The organism is Brachybacterium aquaticum (genome assembly GCF_014204755.1).
Taxonomy (GTDB): domain Bacteria; phylum Actinomycetota; class Actinomycetes; order Actinomycetales; family Dermabacteraceae; genus Brachybacterium; species Brachybacterium aquaticum.
Window position 1 is genome coordinate 1834402 of the sequence record NZ_JACHLZ010000001.1, and the last position, 21903, is coordinate 1856304.

Consider the following 21903-nt stretch of genomic DNA (forward strand, 5'->3'; position numbering starts at 1 on the left):
TGCGTGCGGGTCGGGTTCGTGGAAAGGGCCGGGCGGCCGACGGGGAGGCGGTGCCCGCGGGCGCCGCCTCCCCGATCGCGCTCAGGACTGGGTGAGGGCCTTGTACTCCTCAGCGCTGAGGAGGTCGTCCGGAAGGGAGTCGAAGGAGGCCTTGATGAGCCATCCCTCCTCGAAGGGCGAGGAGTTCACGAGCTCGGGGGCGTCGACGACCGCGTCGTTGACCTCGGTGACGGTGCCATCGATCGGGGAGAACAGGTCCGAGACGGACTTGGTCGACTCGATCTCGCCCATCTCGGTGCCGGCCGCGATGTCGGAGCCGGCCTCGGGCAGGTCGACGTACACCACGTCGCCGAGCTGCTCGGCGGCGAAGTCGGTGACGCCGATGACGGCGACGCCGTCGGACTCGACGCGGACCCACTCGTGGTCCTTGCTGTAGAGGAGTTCTGCGGACATTTCCATGGTCCTTCCTGGGGACGGGCGGGGGAACTCAGGGGCCCGGGCGGTCAGCCGCGGCGGTAGAAGGGCATCTCGGTGACACGGACGGGCAGGTCCTTGCCGCGCACGTCGACGACCAGATCGGTGCCGACCTCGCTGCTCGCGGGGTCGATGTAGGCCATGGCGATCGGGTGGCCGAGGGTCGGGGACAGCGCCCCGGAGGTCACGGTCCCGATCTCGTTGCCCTCGGCGTCGCGGACCGCGGCGCCGGCCCGCGCGGCGCGGCGGCCCTCGGCGGCGAGGCCCACCAGCACGGGCAGGCCGGAGGCGTCCTTCGACTCGATCGCGGAGCGGCCGACGAAGTCGCCCTTGGACTTCAGCGCCGGGACCTTCGCCATGCCGGCCTGCGCGGGCAGCAGGTCACGGCTGAGCTCGTTGCCGTACAGCGGCATCCCGGCCTCGAGGCGCAGGGTGTCGCGGCAGGCGAGGCCGCAGGGGGTGAGGCGGTCGCCGCCGGCGGCGGTGAGCTGCTCCCACAGCGGCACAGCGAACTCGTTCGCGACGTACAGCTCGAAGCCGTCCTCGCCGGTGTAGCCGGTGCGGGCGATCAGCAGGTCCGCGCCGCGGTAGGTGCCCTCCGCGAAGCGGTAGTAGCCCATGGAGGTGATCACCTCCGCGCTCGGTCCCTCGACCCCGGAGCCGTCGGCCAGCAGCGCGTCCAGCAGGATCTGCTCGGCGGCGGGGCCCTGCACGGCGATGAGGGACGTGGCGGCGGAGGCGTCCTCGACCTCGACGTCGAAGTCGGCGGCGCGGTCGACGAGCTCGCCGGCAACGACCTCGGCGTTGGAGGCGTTGGCGACGACGAGGAAGTGGTCCTCGGCGAGGCGGTAGGTGATCAGGTCGTCGATGACGCCGCCGTCCTCGGTGAGCAGCAGCGAGTACTTCGCGCGCCCGAGCGACATGGCGGACATCTTCCCGGCCAGGGCGTGGTCGAGCGCGTCAGCCGCCTGGGGGCCGTGCAGGTGGATCTCGCCCATGTGGCTGAGGTCGAATAGTCCCGCGCTCTCGCGCACGGCGCGATGCTCGGCGAGATCGGAGTCGTAGCGGACCGGCATGTTCCAGCCCGCGAAGTCCGTGAAGGTCGCGCCCAGTGCGCGATGGACCTCCTCCAGGGCGGTGCTGCGGAGGGCCTGGTCGGACATGGTGCTCCTTCTGCGTCCCGGGGCGGATCGTGCCGTCCCATCCATCACCCGGTGCGGGACCGGGCACCGTTGGTGTGCGGCACTGCGGTGGGCCGCAGGGTCACCATACCTGTCCGGTGCGCGCCGCGCGCACGGGTCCCGCAGGTCATCGCGCCCCGTCACCGATCCGTGTCATGCCGTCCCGGAATCACCCCTGTCCGCACCCCTTCGGCAGATTCCGTGCACGCGCCGCACTGACCTGGCCGGGACCCGTCGGCCTGCAGGAGGGGCTCGGGTGCTTGTACGGTGGAGGGCGTGACGAAGGAAGGCTCCACCGAATGGCCGGTCCGGATCCGCAGTCCCCGACTGGTGATCCGGCCGCCGGGCGACGACGACCGTGCGGCGATGATCCGGCTGATGACCGATCCCGTCACCCGTGAGTACCTGGGCGGGGCGGTGGACTACGCCTCCCGCCAGGCCCTCGAGCTCTCGCCGCTGGGCCTGACCTGGGGACGCTGGGTGCTGGCCAGGATCGAGGACGACGCGATGATCGGCTCGATCACGCTGGACCACGATCGCGGCGAGCTGGAGCTGTCCTATGCGCTGCTGCCGGAGTGGACCGGGCAGGGCTATGCGGCGGAGTCCTGCATCGCCCTGCTGGACTGGGCGCGGGAGCACCTCGAGGACGAGACCGTGATCGCGATCAGCCAGACCCGCAACAAGCGCAGCGTGGCCCTGCTGCGCAAGCTCGGCTTCACAGTGCGCAAGGGGCTCGAGGAGTTCGGCGCCCAGCAGCTGCTGCTCGAGCGGTCGCTGCGCGAGCCGCTGCCCGCGCAGGAGCTGCCCCTGCAGACCTCGGCCGACCCGCCGCCGCCCACCCGGCGCTGACGCGCCCGTCGGCCGCGCAGCGCGCGGAGCCGCGCCCCTCCCCGCCGCGCCCGACTCACCCGCGCCCGTCTCAGCCGCGCGCGACGGGGCAGCTCATGCAGCGCGGACCGCCGCGTCCGCGCCCCAGCTCGTCCCCGGCGAACTCGAGCACCTCCACGCCCTGCCCGCGCAGGTACTCGTTGGTGGCGGCGGCCCGCTCGTAGGCGACCACGCGGCCCGGGGCGAGGGCGAGGACGTTGCAGCCGTCGTCCCACTGCTCGCGCGCCGCGGCGTAGGGGTCCAGCGGCGGCGTGAGCACGCGCAGGGAGGGGACGCCGAGGCCGCGGGCGAGGACCTCGTCCATCTCGTCGGCCGCCCGCGCATGGGAGACCAGCCGGTCCCCGGGCCGCTCGATCTCGAAGGTCTCCAGCGCCGGCAGCGGGCCGAAGCGGAGCATCGACTCCTGGTCGACGACGGTGGTGACGGTGTCCAGGTGCATCATCGAGCGGCGGTGGGGCAGAGCGATCGCGATGACCCGCTCGATCGCGCCGTCCTCGAGCAGGTCCGCGGCCAGGCGCTCCACCCCGACCGCGCTCGTGCGCTCCGACAGGCCCACGGCGACCACGCGCGGGGACAGCATCATCACGTCCCCGCCCTCGACGGTCGCGGCACCCGCCCCGTCGCGGCCGAGGATCCGCCGCGGCGTCCCCGTACCGGCGAAGCGGGGGTGATGACGGTAGATCATCTCGAGGTGCAGGCTCTCGCGGCGCCGGGCGGGATGGCGCATGGCACTGACGGAGACGGAGTCGCCGATCCAGGCCGACGGGTCGCGGGTGAACAGATGATTGGGCAGCGGGTCGAGCACGAGGTGCTCCTCCCCCACCCGCTGCAGGGCGATCGAGCGGGGGCTCACGCCGAGGGCCCGCAGCTCCCCGACGGTGATCCCGCCGATCAGCACGTCCACCAGATGCGAGGGCGGCATGGCGGTGAGCACACCGCGCAGGTCCTGCACGGCGATGTCTCCGAGCACCGCGGGGTCCAGCGCCCGCTCGAGCAGCTGGGCGCGCAGCTCCGCATCGGCGACGAGATCCACCAGCAGGTCGCGCAGCTCGAGCACCTCGACGCCCTGGCCGCTCAGCAGGTCGCTGAAGTCGCGGTGCTGAGCCTCCGCCCGGTCCCGCCACAGCACCTCGTCGAAGAGCAGCTCCTCGCGGGTGTCCGGGGTGAGCCGCTCGAGCTCGGGGCCGGGCCGATGCACGAGCACACTGCGCAGCGGGGAGATCTCGTCGTGGACCCCGACGGGGGCGGGCGGGGTGGGGGCGTTCTCGGCGGCACCGGCGTCCATCGGAGCTCCTCGGATCGGGGCGGAGGGTCGTGCCGTCAGGGACGCGGAAGAGCGCTCCCTGCGGTGCGTGCACGCTACCAGCGAGGCACGGCGTGTTCACGATCGCCGCGGACGCACTAGCCTGGTGCCCGTCCGGAATCGCTTCCTGGAGGAGACGTCATGTCGCAGTCCGCACCGCTCGCCATCCCGACCACCCCGCTCGCCGACGGCACCCCGTTCCCGCTGCTGGGGCTGGGCACCGGCTCGCCGAAGGGCCCGGACGGTGCGGAGGTGGTCGCCGCGGCCCTGCGCGAGGGCTACCGCCTCGTGGACACCGCCGCGCAGTACGGCAACGAGACCGCCGTGGGCGAGGGCGTACGCCGTTCAGGCGTCGACCCGGCAGAGGTGCTCGTGACCACCAAGATCGCCGGCGGCGACCAGGGCCGCGAGGCCGCGCGCCAGGGCTTCACCGAGTCGCTGCGCCGTCTGGGCCTGGACTCGGTGGCGCTGCTGCTGATCCACTGGCCGAACCCCTCGCGGGGCCTCGCCCTGGACACCTGGCGCACCCTCGTCGACCTCAAGGAGGAGGGGCTCGCGAAGCACATCGGCGTGTCCAACTTCCGCCCCGAGCAGCTCCAGGAGCTCTTCGACGCGACCGGCGTGTGGCCCGAGGTCAACCAGATCCAGCTCTCCCCCGCCCTGCCGCGCCAGGCCTCCCTCGCCTTCCACCGCGAGCACGGCATCGTCACCGAGGCGTGGGGACCGCTCGGCAACCGCGAGGGCCTCCCGGAGCAGTTCGCGCTGCGCCGCGTGGCGGAGAAGCACGGGGTGAGCACCTCCCAGGTCACCCTGCGCTGGCTGCGCGACCAGGAGATCGTGGCGATCCCCCGCTCCTCCAGCCCCGAGCGCCGCCGACTGAACGCCGAGCTCGACCAGGTCGTGCTCGACGACGCCGACCGCACCCTGCTCGCCTCCCTCGACCTCGGGGAGGACGCCGCCTGGGACTCGCGGGAGCACGAGGAGTGGTGACAGCAGGGCGCTTCCACCCGGGGCCGGAGCATCAGGAGATCGTCTTCCTCACCGGCTCCGGGATCAGCGCCCGCACGGGCCTGGGCACCTTCCGCGGCCCGCAGGGGCTGTGGGCGCTCGAGCCCGAGACCGAGCGGGCGATGCACGCGCACCTCCTGCCCGGCACCCTGCCGCAGCTGTGGAGCGTGTGGGGGCGGATGGCGCGGATCGCGACCTCGCACGGCCCCACCCCGGGCCATCGCGCGATCGCGCGCCTCGGCGCGCCGGTGATCACCCAGAACATCGACGGCCTGCACCAGGCCGCGGGCAGCGAGATCGTCGCCGAGCTGCACGGCAGCGCCCTGTTCGCGGTGTGCCTGGACCCCCGCTGCGACTGGCGCGCGCCGCTCGAGCCCGGCGAGGGCGAGTATCCCGAGGACCACGGCGTGCCCTCCTCGTGTCCGCGCTGCGGGGCGCCCACCCGGCCCGACGTGGTGCTCTTCGACGAGCAGCTCCCGCCGGACGCGCTGGACCTCGCCATGCGGCTCGCACAGCGGGCCGACCTGTTCGTCGCGGTGGGCACCAGCGGTGTGGTCTTCCCCGCCGCACAGCTCGCACCGCTCGCCCGCGCGCACGGGGCGACCACGGTGCTCGTGGACATCGACCCGCCGCCGGGCTCCTCGGCCCTGTTCGACCACGTGCTGGCCGAGGACGCGCACGAGGTTCTGCCCGACTGGGAGCGGCGCCTGCACCGCGTGGGCGGCACCTCGTTCCTGGACCCGTTCCTGTCCTGACCCGTTCAGCGCCCGGGGCGCGAGCGCCGAACGAGTCCGGGGCTCCGCCCGGGGCTCAGATCCAGATGGCCGGGTCGGTCTGCTCCTCGGGATGCGCCGCTCCCTGACGGATGGTCGCGGGGATGCCCACGGCCGTCGCCCCCGAGGGCACGTCCTTGACCACCACCGCATTGGCGCCGATCTGGGAGTACGCGCCGATCAGCACGGGGCCGAGCACCCGGGCGCCGGCGCCGATGGTGACCCCGTCCTCGACGGTGGGGTGGCGCTTGACCCGCTCCATGGAGCGGCCGCCGAGGGTCACGCCGTGGTAGAGCATCACGTCGTCGCCCACCTCGGCGGTCTCCCCCACGACCACGCCCATGCCGTGGTCGATGAAGAAGCGCCTGCCGATCTGCGCCCCGGGATGGATCTCCACGCCGGTGATCGAGCGGGCCCCCTGGGCGAGGACCATCGCCGGCAGCTTTGCGCCGCGCTCCCACAGCCGGTGGGCGATGCGGTGGGTCCAGATCGCGTGGAGTCCCGGGGAGGTCAGCAGGATCGCGAGGTCATCGGTCGCGGCGGGGTCGCGGCGGTGCGCCGCCGCGAGGTCCTCCCGGACCGTCGCGACGGCGCCCATGGCGCGGTCCATCGCCCGCGCGAGCAATGCGGCCATCTCGTGGCTCGTCAGTCCATGTACTCGGCGTAGAGCGGGGTGGAGAGGTACCGCTCGCCGAAGGACGGGACGATGACGACGATGGTCGTGCCGGCGAACTCCTCGCGGGAGCCCACGCGCGCGGCGGCCTCGATCGCGGCGCCGGAGGAGATGCCCACCAGCAGGCCCTCGCTGCGGGCGACCTCGCGGGCGCGCGCCATGGCGGTCTCCGCGTCGATGTCCAGGACCTCGTCGTAGATCTCCTGGTCCAGGATGGAGGGCACGAAGTTCGCGCCGATGCCCTGGATCTTGTGGGGGCCGGGCTGGCCGCCGTTGAGGATCGCGGACTCGGCCGGCTCCACGGCGAACACCTTCACGCCCTCCTTGCGCTCCTTGAGCACCTGGCCGACGCCGGTGATGGTGCCGCCGGTGCCGATGCCGGCCACGAGCGCGTCGACGGCGCCCTCGGTGTCGTCCCAGATCTCCTCCGCGGTGGTGCGGCGGTGGATGTCGACGTTGGCAGGGTTGTCGAACTGGCGCACCTGCACGGCGCCGGTCTCCTCGGCGATCTCCTTCGCCTTCTCGACCGCGCCCTTCATGCCCTTGGGGGCCTCGGTGAGCACGAGCTCGGCGCCGAAGGCGCGCAGCAGGGCACGCCGCTCCTTGGACATCGACTCGGGCATCGTGAGGATGACCTTGTAGCCGCGCGAGCTGCCGATCATCGCCAGGGCGATGCCGGTGTTGCCGGAGGTCGCCTCGACGATGGTGCCGCCGGGCTGCAGCTGGCCGGACTCCTCGGCCGCGTCGATCATGGCCACGCCGATGCGGTCCTTGACGGAGTTGGCGGGGTTGTAGAACTCGAGCTTCGCAAGCACGGTGGCCTTGACGTCGTCGCCCAGGCGGTTGAGCTTGACCAGCGGGGTGCGGCCGACCAGCTCGGAGACGTTCTCGTAGACGGGCATTTCTCTCCTCCATATCGCGGAGCCCGCGAGGAGCCGGCTCCAAGGTTTGCTTGGACCGATCATAACGGTGCAGGCGGAGGCGACGTCCAGGTCGGGATCAGGTGGGACGCCCTCCGGCTCAGTACACCATCCCCATGAACTCGCGGACCTTCTGCAGGGTCGCATCGGCCTCGGCGTTGGCGCGCTCGTTGCCGGCGCGGAGGACCTGCATGAGGTAGCCGGGGTCCTTCTCGAGCTCGGCGCGGCGGGCGCGCAGGGGCGCGAGGTGGGCGTTCAGCGCCTCGGCGGTGAAGATCTTCAGGGTGCCCGCGCCGCGGTCGCCGACCTCCTCGGCGATGTCCTCGGGGGTGCGGCCGGTGGCCTGCGAGGCGATGGTCAGCAGGTTCGAGACCTCGGGACGGCCCTCGGGGTCGAAGGTGATCTGCCGGTCCGCGTCGGTCTTGGCCTTCTTGATCTTCTTGAGGGTCTCGGCCTCGTCCATCTTCAGCATGACGGTGTTGCCGCGGGACTTGCTCATCTTGTGCTCGCCGTCCAGGCCCAGGATCGTCGGGGCCTCGGAGAGCAGCGCGTCGGGCTCGGGGAAGAACTCCACCCCGCCCGCGTAGCGCTCGTTGAAGCGGCGGGCGATGACTCGGGTCTGCTCGATGTGGGGCAGCTGGTCCTTTCCGACCGGCACGAGGTTGCCGTGGCAGAACAGGATGTCCGCGGCCTGGTGGACGGGGTAGGTGAGCATGAGCCCGCCCATGGCGGACTTGCCGGCGGCCTGCAGCTCGGCCTTCACCGTGGGGTTGCGCTCGAGCTCCGGCTGGGTGACCAGCGACAGGAAAGGCAGCAGCAGCTGGTTCAGCGCCGGGACCGCGGAGTGGGTGAAGATCGTGGAGCGCTCGGGGTCGATCCCGGCGGCGAGGTAGTCGGTGAGCAGCTCGCGCACGGAGCCCTGGATGTCGCCGATCACGTCGCGGTCGGTGATGACCTGGTAGTCCGCGACGATCAGCCAGGTCTCCACGCCCGCGTCCTGCAGCCGCACGCGGTTGCGCAGGGAACCGAACCAGTGCCCGATGTGGAGGGCGCCGGTGGGGCGGTCCCCGGTGAGCATGCGCAGGCCGGAGGGATCCTTCTCGATCTTCTCCCAGATCTTCTGGCTGCGCTGGAGGGCGGTGTCGTAGCTGGTGGAGCTGGTGCTGGTGGAGTTCGGTGCGGTCACCACTCCATGCTAGCCGCCCCGCCGGGGGCGGCCGCGGTCGAGCCGCGCACCACCAGCTGTGGACGGAAGACCACCTCGGTGCGGGCGGGCCGGCGGGAGTCCTCACCGCCGCCGAGCGCGTTGCGCACCGCGGCGCGGGCGATGGGGCCGACGGCCTGGCGCACCGTGGTCAGCGGCGGATCGGTGAGCGACGCCCAGAACACGTCGTCGTAGCCGACCACGGAGACGTCCCGGGGGACGCTGAGGCCCTGGGAACGCACGCCCTCGAGCGCACCGGCCGCCATCACGTCCGAGCCGCAGATGATCGCGGTCGCGCCCCGCTCGACGAGATCGCGCGCGGCCTCGTAGCCGCCGGCGTAGGAGAAGTCGGTGAAGGCGACCGGCTGCGGCGCGCCCTCCCAGTCGGCCGTGACGGACTCGAAGACCCGCAGCTTCTCGCGCACCGGCCAGGTGTGCTCGTCGCCGACGGCCAGGCCCAAGCGCTCATGGCCGAGCTCGCGCAGGTGCCCGAGCACCGAGGTGACGGCGTGCTCGTCGTCGGTGGACAGGAACGCCGCCTCGAGGTCCTCGCGCACGCCGTTGACGAGCACGAGCGGCACCCCGGCGGCGGTCACCTCGCGGTAGTGGTCCAGCGGGCCGCGCTCCTGGGCGTGATGACCGGAGACGACGATGATCGCCTCCGCGCCGGAGTGCAGAAAGCGTTGCAAGATCTCGCGCTCCCGCTCGACCGTGCGGGCGCGAAGAGCGACGAGCGTGGAGGCGCCGCGCTCGAAGAGCTCGGCCTCGATCCGCTCGGCCCAGGCGGTGAAGACCTGGTTGTCCAGATCCGGCACGAGCACACCGACGAGGGGCCCTCCCCCGGACGCCACGGGGCCCACGTCGCGCCCCATCCTCCGCGCCACCTCGAGCACCGATCTGCGGGTCGCCTCGTTGACGCCGGCGCGGCCGTTGAGCACGCGGGACACGGTCGCCTCGCTGACCCCGGCGCTCCTGGCGATATCGATGAGTCTGGTCATCTGGTCATCCCTCCGGTCATCGCGGCATCCCTCCGGCTGGGGCAGCGTCATCGCCGTGACCCGATCGTCACCCTGCAAGTTCTTGCGCATTCTTGCACAGCACCCCCTCCGGGATCTACAGTGGTGCCAACAGGGCAGCCCCCTGGACCGGTCGAGTACGACCACGATTCAAAGGAGAAGACGTGCAGATCCGTCGTAAGAGTTTCCTCGCCCTGGGTGGCCTCGCCGCCTCCGTCACCATGCTCGCCGCCTGCGGCGGCGATGACTCCGGCTCCGGCTCCGGTTCCGCCTCGGGGGGCTCCTCGGACGCCGGCGGCGCCTCGGATGCGGGCGGCGCGCCCGCCGCTCCCTCCGATGCTCAGCTCGTCATCTGGGCCGACGAGGAGAAGGCCCCGGCGCTGGAGCCCTCCGCGAAGGCGTGGGGAGAGCAGAACGGCATCACCGTGGCCGTGCAGGTCGTCCCCGGCGACGAGCTGCAGGCCAACTTCATCACCGCCAACCAGGCCGGCAACGGCCCGGACATCACCATGGGCGCGCACGACTGGATCGGCAACCTGGTGCAGAACAGCGCGATCTCACCCGTGCAGCTGCCGGCCGACGTCGCCGACACCATCGCCCCGATCGGCATCGAGGCCGTGACCTACGACGGTCAGACCTACGGCGTCCCCTACGCCGTGGAGACCCTCGCGCTCTACGCGAACAACGCCCTGACCGACGTCCCCGAGCCCTCCTCCCTCGAGGAGCTCATCTCGGCGGCCGAGGCCGGCGGCGCGGAGAACGTCCTCTCCCTGCCCATCGGCGAGTCCGGCGACCCGTACCACATGCAGCCCATCTACACCTCCGCGGGCGGCTACCTGTTCGGCAAGGACGCCGAGGGCAACCTCGACCCGTCCGACCTCGGCGTGGGCAAGGAGGGCTCCCTCGCCGCGGCCGACAAGATCTCCGAGCTCGGCAAGCAGGGCGTGCTGAAGAACTCCATCACCGGCGACAACTCCATCTCGCTGTTCGCCGAGGGCAAGTCCGCGTACCTCATCTCCGGCCCGTGGGCCCTGGCCGACGTGCGCAACTCCGGGATCGACTTCACCGTCTCCCCGATCCCCGGCTTCGAGGGCATGGAGCCCGCCGCGCCGTTCGCGGGCGTGAACTCCTTCTACGTCGCCTCGAACGCCAAGAACGCCGGCTTCGCCCAGCAGTTCATGACCGATGCCGCCAATGACCCCGAGGTCGCCCGCGCCATGTACGAGGCCAACCCGCTGCCCCCGGTGAACCTGGCGCTGCGCGAGGAGATCGCCGCGACCGACGAGCACGTGACCATCTTCGCCGAGGCGGCCGAGGCCGCCGACCCGATGCCCGCGATCCCGGCCATGGCTGCGATCTGGGGCCCGCTCGGCATCGCCCAGGCCAACATCGTCGGCGGTGCGGACCCGCACCCGACCATGCAGGCCGCCGGCGAGGAGATCGCCACCGCGATCGGCTGATCCCGGGGAGCCGGCCCTCCGCCCGCGCCGCACAGCGGCTTCGACGGCGGGCCGGCTCCGTCCGTTCCCGTCGGCCGGGAGGGTCCCGTCGGCCCGGTCCTTCTGGCCGCCGGGACCCTCCCGGCCGACGAGACCCGGCCCGCGCGGCCGCCCCCGTCGGCCGCTCCCCCGGTGCCCCGGCACCGCTAGCTCGACCCTGACCCCGAAAGGCATAGTCGCCTCATGACCTCGTCGCATGCGCCCGCGCACCGGGCGCGCTCCACGTCGGTCCCGGCCCTTCTCGTGCGCATCCTGGTGCTCGGCGCCACCCTCGCCGTCACCGTGTTCATGACCCCGGTGCTGATCGCCCAGCAGTCCTGGATGTGGCTCGCGGTGATGCTGATCGCCGCGATCTCGATCTTCGTCCTGTACTCCACCAAGCGCTTCGTGCCCGGGAAGTACCTCTTCCCCGGCACCTTCTTCCTGGCGGTCTTCCTGATCCTGCCGATCGCGCTGACGGTCGGGTACTCCTTCACCAACTACGGCGACGGCACCCGCGGCACGAAGGAGCAGGCAGTCGCCTCGATCGTGGCCAACTCCGTGCAGCAGTCCCCGGACGCGCCGCGCTACGCGATGACAGTCGCGACCTCCGGCTCCCCCACCGAGGGACCCTTCGAGCTGTACCTCGTCAACCCCGCGGACGGCACCGTCCACCGCGGTGACGCCGAGACCCCGCTCGAGGAGGTCCCCGCGGACTCCGTGACCGTGGTCGACGGCCGCGTCACCGAGGTCGACGGCCTCGAGGTGCTCGACGCCAACCAGGTCAACGCCGTCTACAACGAGCTCATGCAGCTCGCCGTGCCGGTGGACGAGACCTCCGCCGTGCGGCCGCTGGGTGTGAACCAGGCCTTCGTCGGCACCACGGTGCTGCAGTACGACGAGGCGACCGACACCATCACCGACACCGCCTCGGGCGAGACCTACACCGTCGGCGCCATCGGCGACGAGGAGTACTTCGTGGACTCCTCGGGCAGCCGCGCCTTCTCGCAGGGCTGGCTGCAGGGCGTGGGCATGTCCAACTACGAGCGCCTGTTCACGAACTCCGCGATCGCGAGCCAGTTCGGCGCGGCCTTCGCCTGGACCCTCGTGTTCGCCGCCGGGTCGGTGCTGCTGACCTTCGCTCTCGGCTTCGCGCTCGCACTGATCCTCAACGACGCCCGGCTCAAGGGCCGACGGATCTACCGCTCGGTCCTGATCATGCCCTACGCCATCCCGGGCTTCATCTCCCTGCTGGTCTGGTCGAACTTCTACAACCGCGACTTCGGCCTGATCAACGAGATGCTGAACCTGGACCTGAACTGGTTCGGCGATCCCACGCTCGCCAAGGCCGCGGTGCTGCTGACGAACCTGTGGATGGGCTTCCCCTACATGTTCATCGTCTCCACCGGTGCGCTGCAGGCCATCCCCGACGAGCTGATGGAGGCCTCCCGCATGGACGGCGCCTCCCGCTTCCAGACCACGTCGCGGATCGTGCTGCCGCTGCTGCTGGTCGCGGTCGCGCCGCTGCTGGTCTCGTCCTTCGCCTTCAACTTCAACAACTTCAACGCGATCCAGCTGCTCACCGAGGGCGGGCCGTTCCCCGACGGCTCCACCCGTGGTGCGACGGACATCCTCATCTCGATGATCTACCGCATCGCCTTCGGCGGCTCCGGGGCCGACTTCGGCTTCGCCTCGGCCGTCTCCGTGTGCCTGTTCATCCTGACCGGCGTGCTGGCCACCATCCAGTTCCGATTCACCAACGTCCTCGAGGACGTCAACTGAGCCCGCGGAAGGGGTCCACCATGAGCACCACCACCTCCACCGGGCCGGTCGCGGGTCCGTCGCAGCCCGCCCCCGCGCAGGCGCCGAAGCACCGCATGCCCTTCGGGCGCTGGTTCGCCGAGATCGGCTGGCGCCACGTCGTCGGCCTGCTCGCGATCGCCTTCGCGGTCTTCCCGATCCTGTTCGTCATCTCCGCGTCGGTGAACCCCTCGGGCTCGCTGTCCGCGACGGGCCTGATCCCCACCCAGGGCGTGACCTTCGAGCACTACGCCGCGATGCTCTCCGGCGAGCGCGCGAACTTCCTGCGCTGGTATCTCAACACCATCATCGTCTGCGGCGTCGTCGCGGTTGTGCAGGTGTTCCTGTCGCTGCTGGCGGCCTACGCCTTCAGCCGCTTCCGCTTCCGCGGCCGCCGCGGAGGCATGCTCGCCGTGCTGCTGATCATGATGTTCCCCGCGATCCTGTCGATGATCGCGGTGTACACGATGATCGCGGGCCTCGGCGAGGTCGTGCCGATGCTGGGCCTGAACACCCTGGCCGGCTACATCGCCGTGCTGCTCGGCGGCGCGCTCGGCCAGGTGTGGCTGATCAAGGGCTTCTTCGACACGATCCCGAAGTCGCTGGACGAGGCGGCGCTCATCGACGGCGCCTCGCACTGGCAGACCTTCACCCGGATCCTCGTGCCGTCGATGACCCCGATCCTCGCCACCACCCTGCTGCTGGCGCTGGTCGGCGCGATGAGCGAGTTCCTCATCGGCTCGATCTTCCTCACCGACGACTCCAAGAAGACCCTCGCCGTGGGCATGTACGGCATGTTCTCCTCGGACCGCTCGAACAACCTCGGCGTCTTCGCCGCGGGCTCGGTGATGGTCATGCTGCCGGTGATCATCCTGTATCAGTTCCTGCAGCGGTACATCGTCGGCGGCTCCACCGCCGGCGCCGTCAAGGGCTGAGCCGCAGGCTCCCCGCACGCACGGCTCGGGCCCCGACCGTTCCCCACCGGGAGCGGTCGGGGCCCGACCCGTTCCCGCTGTGGCCCCGGATCGCTGTGAGATGCCCTCCCCCGGAGCGGCGCGCCGGGTCCGCGCCCGCCGCGCCATTACCATCGTGGCCATGCCCTCCGCCTCCGCGACCGATCCCGGGTTCGACGTCGTCGTCCTCGGGGCGGGTCTGAACTCCCTGAACCTCACCATCGCCTTCCACCAGCAGTACGGGATGCGCTGCACCACGGTGGTGCGCATCCCCGTGGCGATGAACGAGCGCACGGTGACCTCGGACCTCATCACCCTCGGGGCCGACGCGACCGACGAGGACATGCGCGATGCGCTCATCGACCTCGCCTCCCAGCGCCCCGCCGGCCGGCCCGCCCTGCTGCTGACCAACGCCGACTCCCTCATCGACTTCATCGACCGCTTCCGCGGCGACCTCGAGCAGCACTACACCCTCGCCCAGGTCGACGCCGCGCTGCTGTCGCGCCTGGCGGACAAGGCGGAGTTCGCCGAGATCTGCCAGGAGCTCGGCATCGACACGGTCCCCACCGTGATCGTCGACTTCTCCCGCGCGGGCGAGGCGGGCTGGAACGGCCACGAGGAGCTGCCCTGGTCCTACCCGGTGGTGGGCAAGGCCGCGAACACCGCCGAGTACCACCACGTCGACTTCCCCGGGAAGAAGAAGGTGTTCTTCCTGGAGACCCCCGCGGAGCAGCAGGACCTGGTGCGCCGCCTGCGCGAGTCCGGCTTCACCGGCCGATTCCTGTTCCAGGAGCTCATCGAGGGCGACGACACCGCCCAGCGCTCCATCACCGCCTACCGCTCCAGCCGCGGGAAGGTGACGCTGCTGTGCGCGGCGCAGGTGCTGCTCGGCGAGCACACGCCCGAGGCGCTGGGCCGCCCGGCCGCGATGGTCACCGGCGACTTCCCCACCCTCACCGCCGCCGCGGAGAAGTTCCTGGACGCGGTGGACTACGTGGGCTTCGCGAACTTCGACGTGAAGGTCGACCCCCGCACCGGCCGGGAGTGCTTCTTCGAGATCAACCCCCGCATCGGCCGCAACAACTACTACGTGACCGCCGCCGGGGAGCCGGTGGCCCGCCACGTCGTCGAGGACCGCCTGCACGACCGCGACATCGACCAGGTCGTCGTGACCGCCCCGATCCTCTACACGATCCTGCCGCTGCGCCTGGTGCTCTCGTACGTGCGTGACCCCGCGCTGCGCGCGCACGTGAAGCAGGTCGCCCGCCGCGGCCTGCGCAACCCCTTCCGGTACCGTCCCGAGGGCCTGTGGCTGCGGGCCTACTCGGTGATCTCCGGAGCGAACTTCGTGCGCAAGTACCGGGCCGTGTACCCGCGCCCCACCGACACCGGGTTCTGAGCCCGGATCCCGAAAGGACCCCTGATGCCCGACACCCCTGCCCACCCCTACGTCGCCGCGTCGACGCCCGAGGTCGACCTGGTGCTCCTGGGCGGCGACATCGGCATCTACGCTCTGGCCCGCGCCTTCCACGAGCGCTACGGGGTGGTCTCCACCGTCGTCACCCGCAAGGTCGCCGGTCCCGTCGCCGACAGCACCATCCTGAAGACCGTCGAGCTCGGGATGAGCGCCACCGAGGACGAGATGATCGCCGCGCTGCTGCAGGTGGGCCGCGACAAGGCCGCCCGCCCCGGCGGCACCCGCCCGGTGCTGCTGGCGAACGCCGACTTCCTGGTCGCGCTGCTGGCCGCCCACCGCGAGGAGCTCGGCGAGTTCTACCACCTGCCGCTGCTGGACGACGACGTGCTCGCCGCGGTCGCGGACAAGGCCACGTTCTCCCAGATGTGCGCCGAGATCGACGTGCCCACCCCGCGCACCGTGGTGCTGGACTTCGAGGGCGGCACCGCCCCCGAGGTGCCCGAGCTGCACCTGGGCTGGCCCGTGGTCGCCAAGGCCTCCCGCTCCTCCGCGTACAGCGCCGTCTCCTTCCCCGGCAAGCGCAAGGTCTTCGAGATCGCCGATCGCGCCCAGCTCGTGGACCTCGTGGGCCGACTGACCGCGGCCGGCTACCAGGACCGCTTCGTGGTCCAGGAGATGATCCCCGGCGACGACACGGCGATGCTGTCGGTGACCGCCTACGTCGACACCCGCGGCGAGGTGACCCTGCTGGGCGGCGCGCAGGTGCTGCTCGAGGAGCACACCCCCGGCGCGCTCGGGAACCCGGCGGCGATGTTCACCACCGACCTGCCCGAGGTGTTCGAGCAGTCGGTGCGCTTCCTGCAGCACTCCGGCTACCGCGGCTACGCGAACTTCGACGTGAAGATCGACCCGCGCGACGGGGTCGCCAAGTTCTTCGAGGTCAACCCCCGCATCGGCCGCAACAACTACTACATGACCGCCGCCGGCGCGAACGTCGCCGAGCCCGTGGTCGCCGACCTCGTCGAGCAGCGCGAGATGACGCGCCTCGTGCCGCGCGAGGAGATCCTCTACTCGATCGTGCCGTGGCAGCTGCTGCGCCGCTACATCATCGACCCGGATCTGCGTGCGCGGGTGCAGGCCATCGGCCGGCGTCGCACCGTGCACCCGCTGGCTTACGAGGTCGAGGGCCCGAAGCGCCGCTTCTACGTCCAGGCCGCGAAGCTGAACCAGGTGAAGAAGTTCCTCCAGCACTACCCGCGCCCGTCGGCCGACGGATTCTGAGCAGGCCCGCCCGCCGACGCCACCCGCCGGTGCCGGCGGCCCGGCCGCGCCCCGAGCAGTTCCGCGGAACCGCTCGAAAGAAGACCCGGCCCGGCCTAGTCTGATCTGCATGACCGACAACGCGCCCGAGAACGTCACCGAGCCCGAGCAGACCTTCGCCCTCGTCTCCTCCGCGATCCCTGCGGGGTCGGTGGTGGGCGCCCAGCAGCTGGTCGAGGATCTCGGCGGGGAGAACCTCTCCCCCGACCTCGCCTGGAGCGACGCCCCGGAGGGCACGAAGTCCTTCGCGATCACCTGCTACGACCCCGATGCGCCCACCGGCTCCGGGTTCTGGCACTGGGTCGCATGGGACATCCCGGCCGACGTCACCTCGCTGCCGCTCGGCCTCGCCCGCGACGACGCCTCGCTGAAGCAGGCCGTGAACGACTACGGGAACGTCGGCTACGACGGCCCGAACCCGCCCGCCGGTGCCCCGCACCGCTACCAGTTCTCCGTGCATGCGATGCCGGTCGAGACGCTCGGCGTGGAGCAGGGCGCATTGCACATCGGCGCGCGCTTCGCGATCTTCTCCCAGCAGCTCGGCTCCGCGGACTTCACTGCCCGTTACCAGGTGACGAACTGACGCACCAGAGGGAAACTCCCCATGTCGACTCGGGCGCGCCCCGTATCAGCACCCAGGGGGCGGTCGTAGGCTCGAGCCATGAGCTCCAGGACCAGCCGCGACCTGCGGACGGCGGAAGGATCAGACCTGGGTCTGACCCCCCTCCTGCGCACGGCGGAGGCGGACGGCGGGACGGTCTGCCAGGCTCGAGGCGTGAACCTCGGAAGATGGCGCCCCGCCCCCTGGCCGGCCGCTGAGACCACCCGCCCGCTGCGCGTGCTGATCACCACCGACTGGTGGGAGCCCGTCATCAACGGCGTCGTCGCCTCGGTGCAGACCCTGCGCCGCGAGCTCATCGCCCTGGGCTGCGACGTGAGGGTCCTCACCCTCTCCCAGGGACTGCGCACCCGTCATGAGCCGGGCGTCTACCGCATCGGCTCGGTCTCCGCGGCGATGGTCTACGACCGCGCCCGGATCGGCATGCCCGCCAGCCGCCGCGTGCTGCGCGACATCCTGCGCTGGCGGCCGGACGTCATCCACTCCCAGTGCGAGTTCTCCACCTACATGTGGGCCCGTCGCATCGCCCGCACCCTCTCCGTTCCGCTGGTGCACACGTACCACACCATCTACGAGGACTACACGCACTACTACTCGCCCTCGAAGACCGTCGGCCGCAAGGTCGTGGAGTCCTTCTCCCGCCGCGTGCTCGACGGGACCGACGCGGTGGTGGTGCCGACGGCGAAGGTCGCGCGCCTGCTCGAGGGCTACGGGGTCCACTCCCCCGTCCACATCATCCCCACGGGGCTGGACCTCGAGCGCTTCCGCGCCGCCCGCACCCCTGCCGAGCACGAGGACGTGCGCGTGCTGCGCGAGCGCCTGCGGATCGCCCCGGACCAGAAGGTGCTGATCTCCGTCTCACGCCTGGCCAAGGAGAAGAACCTCGACGAGGTCCTCGACATGGTCGCCGCCGCGGACCGTGCCGATGCGGTGCTGATGCTGGTCGGTGACGGCCCCTACCGGGAGGAGCTCGAGGAGCGCACGGCGCAGCTCGGCCTGCAGGAGCGGGTGCGGTTCGTGGGCGTCGTGGACCCCTCGGAGGTCCAGCGCTGGTACCGCCTCGGGGACGTGTTCGTCAGCGCCTCGCTCAGCGAGACCCAGGGACTGACCTTCATCGAGGCCCTCGCCTGCGGCCTGCCACTGCTGTGCCACCGCGACCCCTCGCTCGCCGCCGTGGTCCTCGAGGGCCGCACCGGCTGGCAGTACCAGGACGCCGCGCAGTTCGCCGCGCACCTGTCCGCACTGCTGGACGACCCGATGCTGCGGGAGGAGATGTCCGCCGCCGCGCTCGCCCACGCCCGCGCGACCTGCGGGGCGCGGGAGTTCGGCCGCGGAGTGCTGGACGTGTACCAACAGATCCTGCGGCGTCGCCCGCCGCAGATCATCGCCCGGACGGCGGTGAGCGCATGAGCACGCACACCGGCACGATCCCGGTGGTGGCGGTGCCCTCCGCACCGTCGCTGCCCTCGCGGAAGTCCACCTCCCCGGCTCCCGCCCCGGCCGTCCGGACGGCGCCTGCGACCTCGACAGCCCCCGCCTCCCCGACGGCCCCCGCCGCCGATGGCTCGGCCGCGGAGACCGCCCCGCGCCGCCGCGACCCGCTGCTCATCGCGGTGCGGCTCTCGCCGCTGCTGGGCCTCGCCGCGAGCATCGCCATGGTCGTGTGGGGACTGGACACGGGGGTGCTGCGCTCCCTGGTGAACCTGCAGGCCTTCATCGACTCCCTCGGCGCCTGGGGGCCCGTCGCGTTCCTCGTCGTCTCCGCCGCCTCGGTCGTGTTCCCGATCGTGCCGGGCGGGCTGCTGGTGATCGCCGGTCCCGTGCTGTTCGGTCCGGTCGAGGGGACGCTATACAACTACGTCGCCGTGTGCGCGGGCTCGATGATGAACTTCGCGATCGGCCGCCATGTGGGGCTGGACCTCATCGAGCGGATGTTCGGCGTGCGCACGGTCGAGAAGTTCCTCGGCTGGACGCGCAGCGCGCACTTCACGCGGGCCTTCGCCACCGCGATCGCCCTCCCGGTCGCCCCCGACGACCTGCTCTGCTACATCGCCGGGACCACCCGCGTGCGGTGGCGCACCTACGCCCTGATCATCCTGCTGTGCAAGCCGTGGGCCCTGATCGCGTACGGGCTCGGTGTCAGCGCCCTGCTGCTGCGGTTCCTGCCCTGGTGAGAAGGACTCCGACATGCTGATGAAGACCCGCGCCGTCCGGCGCCCCCGCCGCCCCTGGGACCCGGCGGTGCGCTGGGCCGACCATGCCCTGCACACCGTCGTGCCTGGCCGCCATCCGCGCCGCGACGTGCGCCCCGATGAGCCGCTGCGCGTGCTCATGCCCCGAGGCCTCGCCTCCCTCGCCAAGGAGTCCGGGATCGGCGCGGCCATCCGCCACCAGGAGTCCGCGGTGCGTTCGCTCGGCCACGTCGTGGTCACGAACCCGCTGCGCCCCTTCGACGTGGTGCACCTGAACACCCCCTTCCCGGACACGCCCGTTCTCGCCCGCTGGGCGCGGCTGTGGCGGCGCCCGGTGCTCGTGTGGGCGCACTCCACGGAGGACGACTTCCGCGACTCCTTCCCCGGCTCGAACCGGCTCGCGCCGCTGTTCCGCCGCTGGATCTCGCACATCTACCGCCGCGGCGACCTGGTGGTCACCCCGAGCACCTACTCCCGCGATCTGATCGCCGCCCCGAAGTACGGCCTCACCGCCCCGATCCGCGTGCTCTCCAACGGCGTGGACACCCGGTTCTTCCGCCCCGATCCCGAGGCGCGCGGACGTCTTCGCGAGTCCCTCGGCCTCGGCCCGACCTCGACCGTGGTGGTCAGCGTCGGCATGCAGCTGGTGCGCAAGGGGATCCTGGACTGGGTGGAGGTCGCACGGTGCATGCCGCACACGACCTTCGTCTGGTACGGCCGCACGGATGAGCGCCTGCTCACCTCCGAGGTCGAGCATGCCCTGCGCACCGCCCCCTCCAACGCCCAGTTCCCCGGCTACGTGCGCCCCGAGCAGCTGCGCGAGGCGTACTGCGGGGCCGATGCGTTCTGCTTCCTCACCAAGGAGGAGACCGAGGGGATCGTGCTGTGGGAAGCGCTGGCGTGCGGGACGCCCACCCTCGTGCGCGGCATCCCGATCTACCGCGACGCCATGCCCGACGGGGTGCTGACCCACCAGGTCAGCGGTGACGACCCCGGCTTCCCCGACCGGGTCGCGACGAAGCTCGCCGCCCTGCTGGACGGCGAGCTGGTGGACCTGCGGGAAGCGGGGCGCCAGGCTGCGGAGTCGGTCGACCTGCTGCAGGTCGCGCGGCAGATCCAGGAGATCTACGCGCTCGTCGGCGCGCAGCCCCATCGCCGTCTGCGGCGAAAGCGCTAGGCGCGAGGCGGACGGGGAGCGCCGGGCCCGGTCAGGGCCGACGGTTCGGCCGCCACACCACGAGCGCACCGCTGGAGCTGCTGCGGCGCGGCCGCTCGCCGCGGCGCAGGGCGCTGATCTCGCCGTCCCGGTCGGCGGCGAAGACGCGACGCTGGGCGGGGGTCATTGCCTCGAGCGCCTCGCGCACGCGGGTGAGCTGCTCGCGAAGCTCGCTCGCCTCGTCCTGCAGCTCGAGGATCCGCTTGATGCCGGCGAGGTTGATGCCCTGGTCCTGGGACATCGACTGGATCTCCCGCAGCCGCATGATGTCCCGGGTCGAGTAGCGCCGGCCCCGGCCGCGCGTGCGCTGGGGCACGACGAGGCCGAGCCGGTCGTACTGGCGCAGGGTCTGGGGGTGCATGCCGGAGAGCTCGGCGGCCACCGAGATGACGAAGACCGGGGCGCGGTCGTCGATGCGCTGCTGCGGTGCCATGGCCGGGGCTCCTCTCAGCTCGCGGCGGCGGCCGCGAGGCCCGCGCGGGGATCCTCGTCCGCGAGCGCGTCGCGGAGCTCCTCGACGGCCCGCTTGGCCTTGCCCTCCACGTGGGTCGGCACGGCGACCTGGACGGTGACCAGCAGGTCGCCGGTCGCCTTCTTGGTGACCAGCCCCTTGCCGCGCACGCGCAGGGTGCGGCCCGACGGGGTGCCGGCGGGCACCTTCATCGAGATGGTCCCGCCGTCCAGCAGCGGCACCGACAGGGTCGTGCCGAGCACGGCCTCGTCGAAGCGGACCGGGACGGTCAGGCGCAGGTTCGCGCCGTCGGCGCTCCACACGGGATGCTCGTCGACATCGAGGGTCAGCAGCAGATCGCCGGCCGGTGCGCCACCGTGGCCGGGGCGGCCCTTGCCGCGCAGGCGGATCTTCTGCCCGTCGTGCACGCCCGCGGGGATGCGGGCGGTGACGGTGCGGCCGTCCACGGTCAGGCGGATCTCCGTGCCGAGCGCCGCATCGCGGAAGCTGATACGGGTCCGGGCGGAGATGTCCTGGCCCTGGGCGGGGTTCGGCTGGAAGCCGGTCGGCCGGCCGCCCCCACCGAAGCCGCCCGCCTGGCCGCCGAACATCTTCAGCAGGTCGTCGAGGTCGGGCTGCGCGCCACCGCCGGCACCGCCGCCGAAGCTCGTGCGTCCGCCGTCCGCGCCGCCGAACATCGCGGAGAAGATGTCCTCGAAGCCGGCACCGCCGGGGCCTCCCTGGCCTGCGGAGAAGCGGGCGCCGCCGGAGCCCATGGCGCGGATCGCGTCGTACTGCTGGCGCTGCTCGGCGTCGTTGAGGACCGAGTAGGCCTCACCGATCTCCTTGAACTTCTCCTCCGCCTTCGGATCGTCGGGGTGGCGGTCGGGGTGGTACTTCTTGGCCTGGTTGCGGTAGGCCTTCTTGATCTCCTGCGGGTCGGCGTCCTTGGAGACGCCGAGGACCGCGTAGAAGTCCTTGTCGAGCCAGTCCTGTTGGGACATGTGCGCCTCCTTC

At 71.7% G+C, this 21903-nt stretch carries 21 protein-coding genes; 12 read left to right on the plus strand and 9 right to left on the minus strand.

Annotation, left to right across the window (positions count from 1 at the left end):
* Nucleotides 1-81: 81 nt before the first annotated feature.
* Nucleotides 82-453 (minus strand): glycine cleavage system protein GcvH, encoded by a 372-nt coding sequence (gene gcvH, locus HNR70_RS08190; RefSeq protein ID WP_184325210.1) that lies wholly within the window; start codon nt 451-453, stop codon nt 82-84.
* Nucleotides 454-503: 50 nt separating this feature from the next.
* On the minus strand, nt 504-1637 hold the full coding sequence (gcvT, locus tag HNR70_RS08195; protein WP_184325211.1) for a glycine cleavage system aminomethyltransferase GcvT: 1134 nt from the start codon (nt 1635-1637) through the stop codon (nt 504-506).
* A gap of 294 nt (nt 1638-1931) precedes the next feature.
* On the opposite strand from gcvT, the gene HNR70_RS08200 reads away from it, so the two are divergent.
* Nucleotides 1932-2504 carry a GNAT family N-acetyltransferase gene (locus HNR70_RS08200; RefSeq protein WP_312857612.1) on the plus strand — a complete coding sequence of 191 codons (573 nt, stop codon included), beginning with the start codon at nt 1932-1934 and terminating at the stop codon, nt 2502-2504.
* A gap of 70 nt (nt 2505-2574) precedes the next feature.
* On the opposite strand, the gene HNR70_RS08205 is transcribed toward HNR70_RS08200, so the two are convergent.
* Nucleotides 2575-3828 carry an arginine deiminase gene (locus HNR70_RS08205; RefSeq protein ID WP_184325213.1) on the minus strand — a complete coding sequence of 418 codons (1254 nt, stop codon included), beginning with the start codon at nt 3826-3828 and terminating at the stop codon, nt 2575-2577.
* A 159-nt stretch (nt 3829-3987) separates the two neighbouring features.
* Between HNR70_RS08205 and HNR70_RS08210 the strand changes: the two genes are divergently transcribed.
* On the plus strand, nt 3988-4836 hold the full coding sequence (locus HNR70_RS08210) for an aldo/keto reductase (protein WP_184325214.1): 849 nt from the start codon (nt 3988-3990) through the stop codon (nt 4834-4836).
* Nucleotides 4833-5609 (plus strand): SIR2 family NAD-dependent protein deacylase, encoded by a 777-nt coding sequence (locus tag HNR70_RS08215; protein ID WP_312857613.1) that lies wholly within the window; start codon nt 4833-4835, stop codon nt 5607-5609. The genes HNR70_RS08210 and HNR70_RS08215 overlap by 4 nt, the downstream gene beginning before the upstream one ends.
* 55 nt (nt 5610-5664) lie before the next feature.
* On the opposite strand, the gene epsC is transcribed toward HNR70_RS08215, so the two are convergent.
* The 4 genes from epsC to HNR70_RS08235 all read right to left on the minus strand — a co-directional run bounded on the left by epsC (nt 5665) and on the right by HNR70_RS08235 (nt 9422).
* Nucleotides 5665-6225, minus strand: a complete 561-nt coding sequence (gene epsC / locus HNR70_RS08220; RefSeq protein ID WP_246375580.1) for a serine O-acetyltransferase EpsC — start codon at nt 6223-6225, stop codon at nt 5665-5667.
* Nucleotides 6226-6272: 47 nt separating this feature from the next.
* A complete protein-coding gene (cysK, locus tag HNR70_RS08225) occupies nt 6273-7202 on the minus strand; it encodes a cysteine synthase A (protein ID WP_184325217.1) in 930 nt (309 codons plus the stop codon).
* A 118-nt stretch (nt 7203-7320) separates the two neighbouring features.
* Entirely contained in the window at nt 7321-8406 is a 1086-nt protein-coding gene (trpS, locus tag HNR70_RS08230) for a tryptophan--tRNA ligase (protein WP_184325218.1), read from the minus strand.
* Entirely contained in the window at nt 8403-9422 is a 1020-nt protein-coding gene (locus tag HNR70_RS08235; protein ID WP_184325219.1) for a LacI family DNA-binding transcriptional regulator, read from the minus strand. The genes trpS and HNR70_RS08235 overlap by 4 nt, the downstream gene beginning before the upstream one ends.
* A 182-nt stretch (nt 9423-9604) precedes the next feature.
* On the opposite strand from HNR70_RS08235, the gene HNR70_RS08240 reads away from it, so the two are divergent.
* The 9 genes from HNR70_RS08240 to HNR70_RS08280 all read left to right on the plus strand — a co-directional run bounded on the left by HNR70_RS08240 (nt 9605) and on the right by HNR70_RS08280 (nt 20396).
* Nucleotides 9605-10900 (plus strand): sugar ABC transporter substrate-binding protein, encoded by a 1296-nt coding sequence (locus tag HNR70_RS08240; RefSeq protein WP_184325220.1) that lies wholly within the window; start codon nt 9605-9607, stop codon nt 10898-10900.
* A gap of 222 nt (nt 10901-11122) precedes the next feature.
* Nucleotides 11123-12700 (plus strand): ABC transporter permease subunit, encoded by a 1578-nt coding sequence (locus HNR70_RS08245; RefSeq protein WP_184325221.1) that lies wholly within the window; start codon nt 11123-11125, stop codon nt 12698-12700.
* Nucleotides 12701-12795: 95 nt separating this feature from the next.
* Complete coding sequence (locus HNR70_RS08250) at nt 12796-13653, plus strand: sugar ABC transporter permease (protein ID WP_376768835.1); 858 nt, start codon at nt 12796-12798, stop codon at nt 13651-13653.
* 160 nt (nt 13654-13813) lie between these two features.
* Nucleotides 13814-15070: a carboxylate--amine ligase gene (locus HNR70_RS08255; protein ID WP_184325223.1), complete on the plus strand. Its 1257-nt coding sequence runs from the start codon at nt 13814-13816 to the stop codon at nt 15068-15070.
* Nucleotides 15071-15094: 24 nt separating this feature from the next.
* A complete protein-coding gene (locus HNR70_RS08260) occupies nt 15095-16369 on the plus strand; it encodes a carboxylate--amine ligase (RefSeq protein WP_184325224.1) in 1275 nt (424 codons plus the stop codon).
* Between the two features lie 109 nt (nt 16370-16478).
* Complete coding sequence (locus HNR70_RS08265; protein ID WP_184325225.1) at nt 16479-16991, plus strand: YbhB/YbcL family Raf kinase inhibitor-like protein; 513 nt, start codon at nt 16479-16481, stop codon at nt 16989-16991.
* 78 nt (nt 16992-17069) lie between these two features.
* Nucleotides 17070-18437 carry a glycosyltransferase gene (locus tag HNR70_RS08270; protein ID WP_184325226.1) on the plus strand — a complete coding sequence of 456 codons (1368 nt, stop codon included), beginning with the start codon at nt 17070-17072 and terminating at the stop codon, nt 18435-18437.
* The gene (locus HNR70_RS08275) at nt 18434-19201 is read left to right on the plus strand and encodes a TVP38/TMEM64 family protein (protein WP_184325227.1); all 768 of its coding nucleotides are present in this window, start codon (nt 18434-18436) and stop codon (nt 19199-19201) included. Before HNR70_RS08270 ends, HNR70_RS08275 begins: the two co-directional genes overlap by 4 nt.
* 13 nt (nt 19202-19214) lie before the next feature.
* Complete coding sequence (locus HNR70_RS08280) at nt 19215-20396, plus strand: glycosyltransferase (RefSeq protein ID WP_184325228.1); 1182 nt, start codon at nt 19215-19217, stop codon at nt 20394-20396.
* 31 nt (nt 20397-20427) lie between these two features.
* On the opposite strand, the gene HNR70_RS08285 is transcribed toward HNR70_RS08280, so the two are convergent.
* Nucleotides 20428-20868: a heat shock protein transcriptional repressor HspR gene (locus HNR70_RS08285; protein ID WP_184325229.1), complete on the minus strand. Its 441-nt coding sequence runs from the start codon at nt 20866-20868 to the stop codon at nt 20428-20430.
* 14 nt (nt 20869-20882) lie between these two features.
* A complete protein-coding gene (locus HNR70_RS08290; RefSeq protein WP_184325230.1) occupies nt 20883-21890 on the minus strand; it encodes a DnaJ C-terminal domain-containing protein in 1008 nt (335 codons plus the stop codon).
* Nucleotides 21891-21903: the final 13 nt, after the last annotated feature.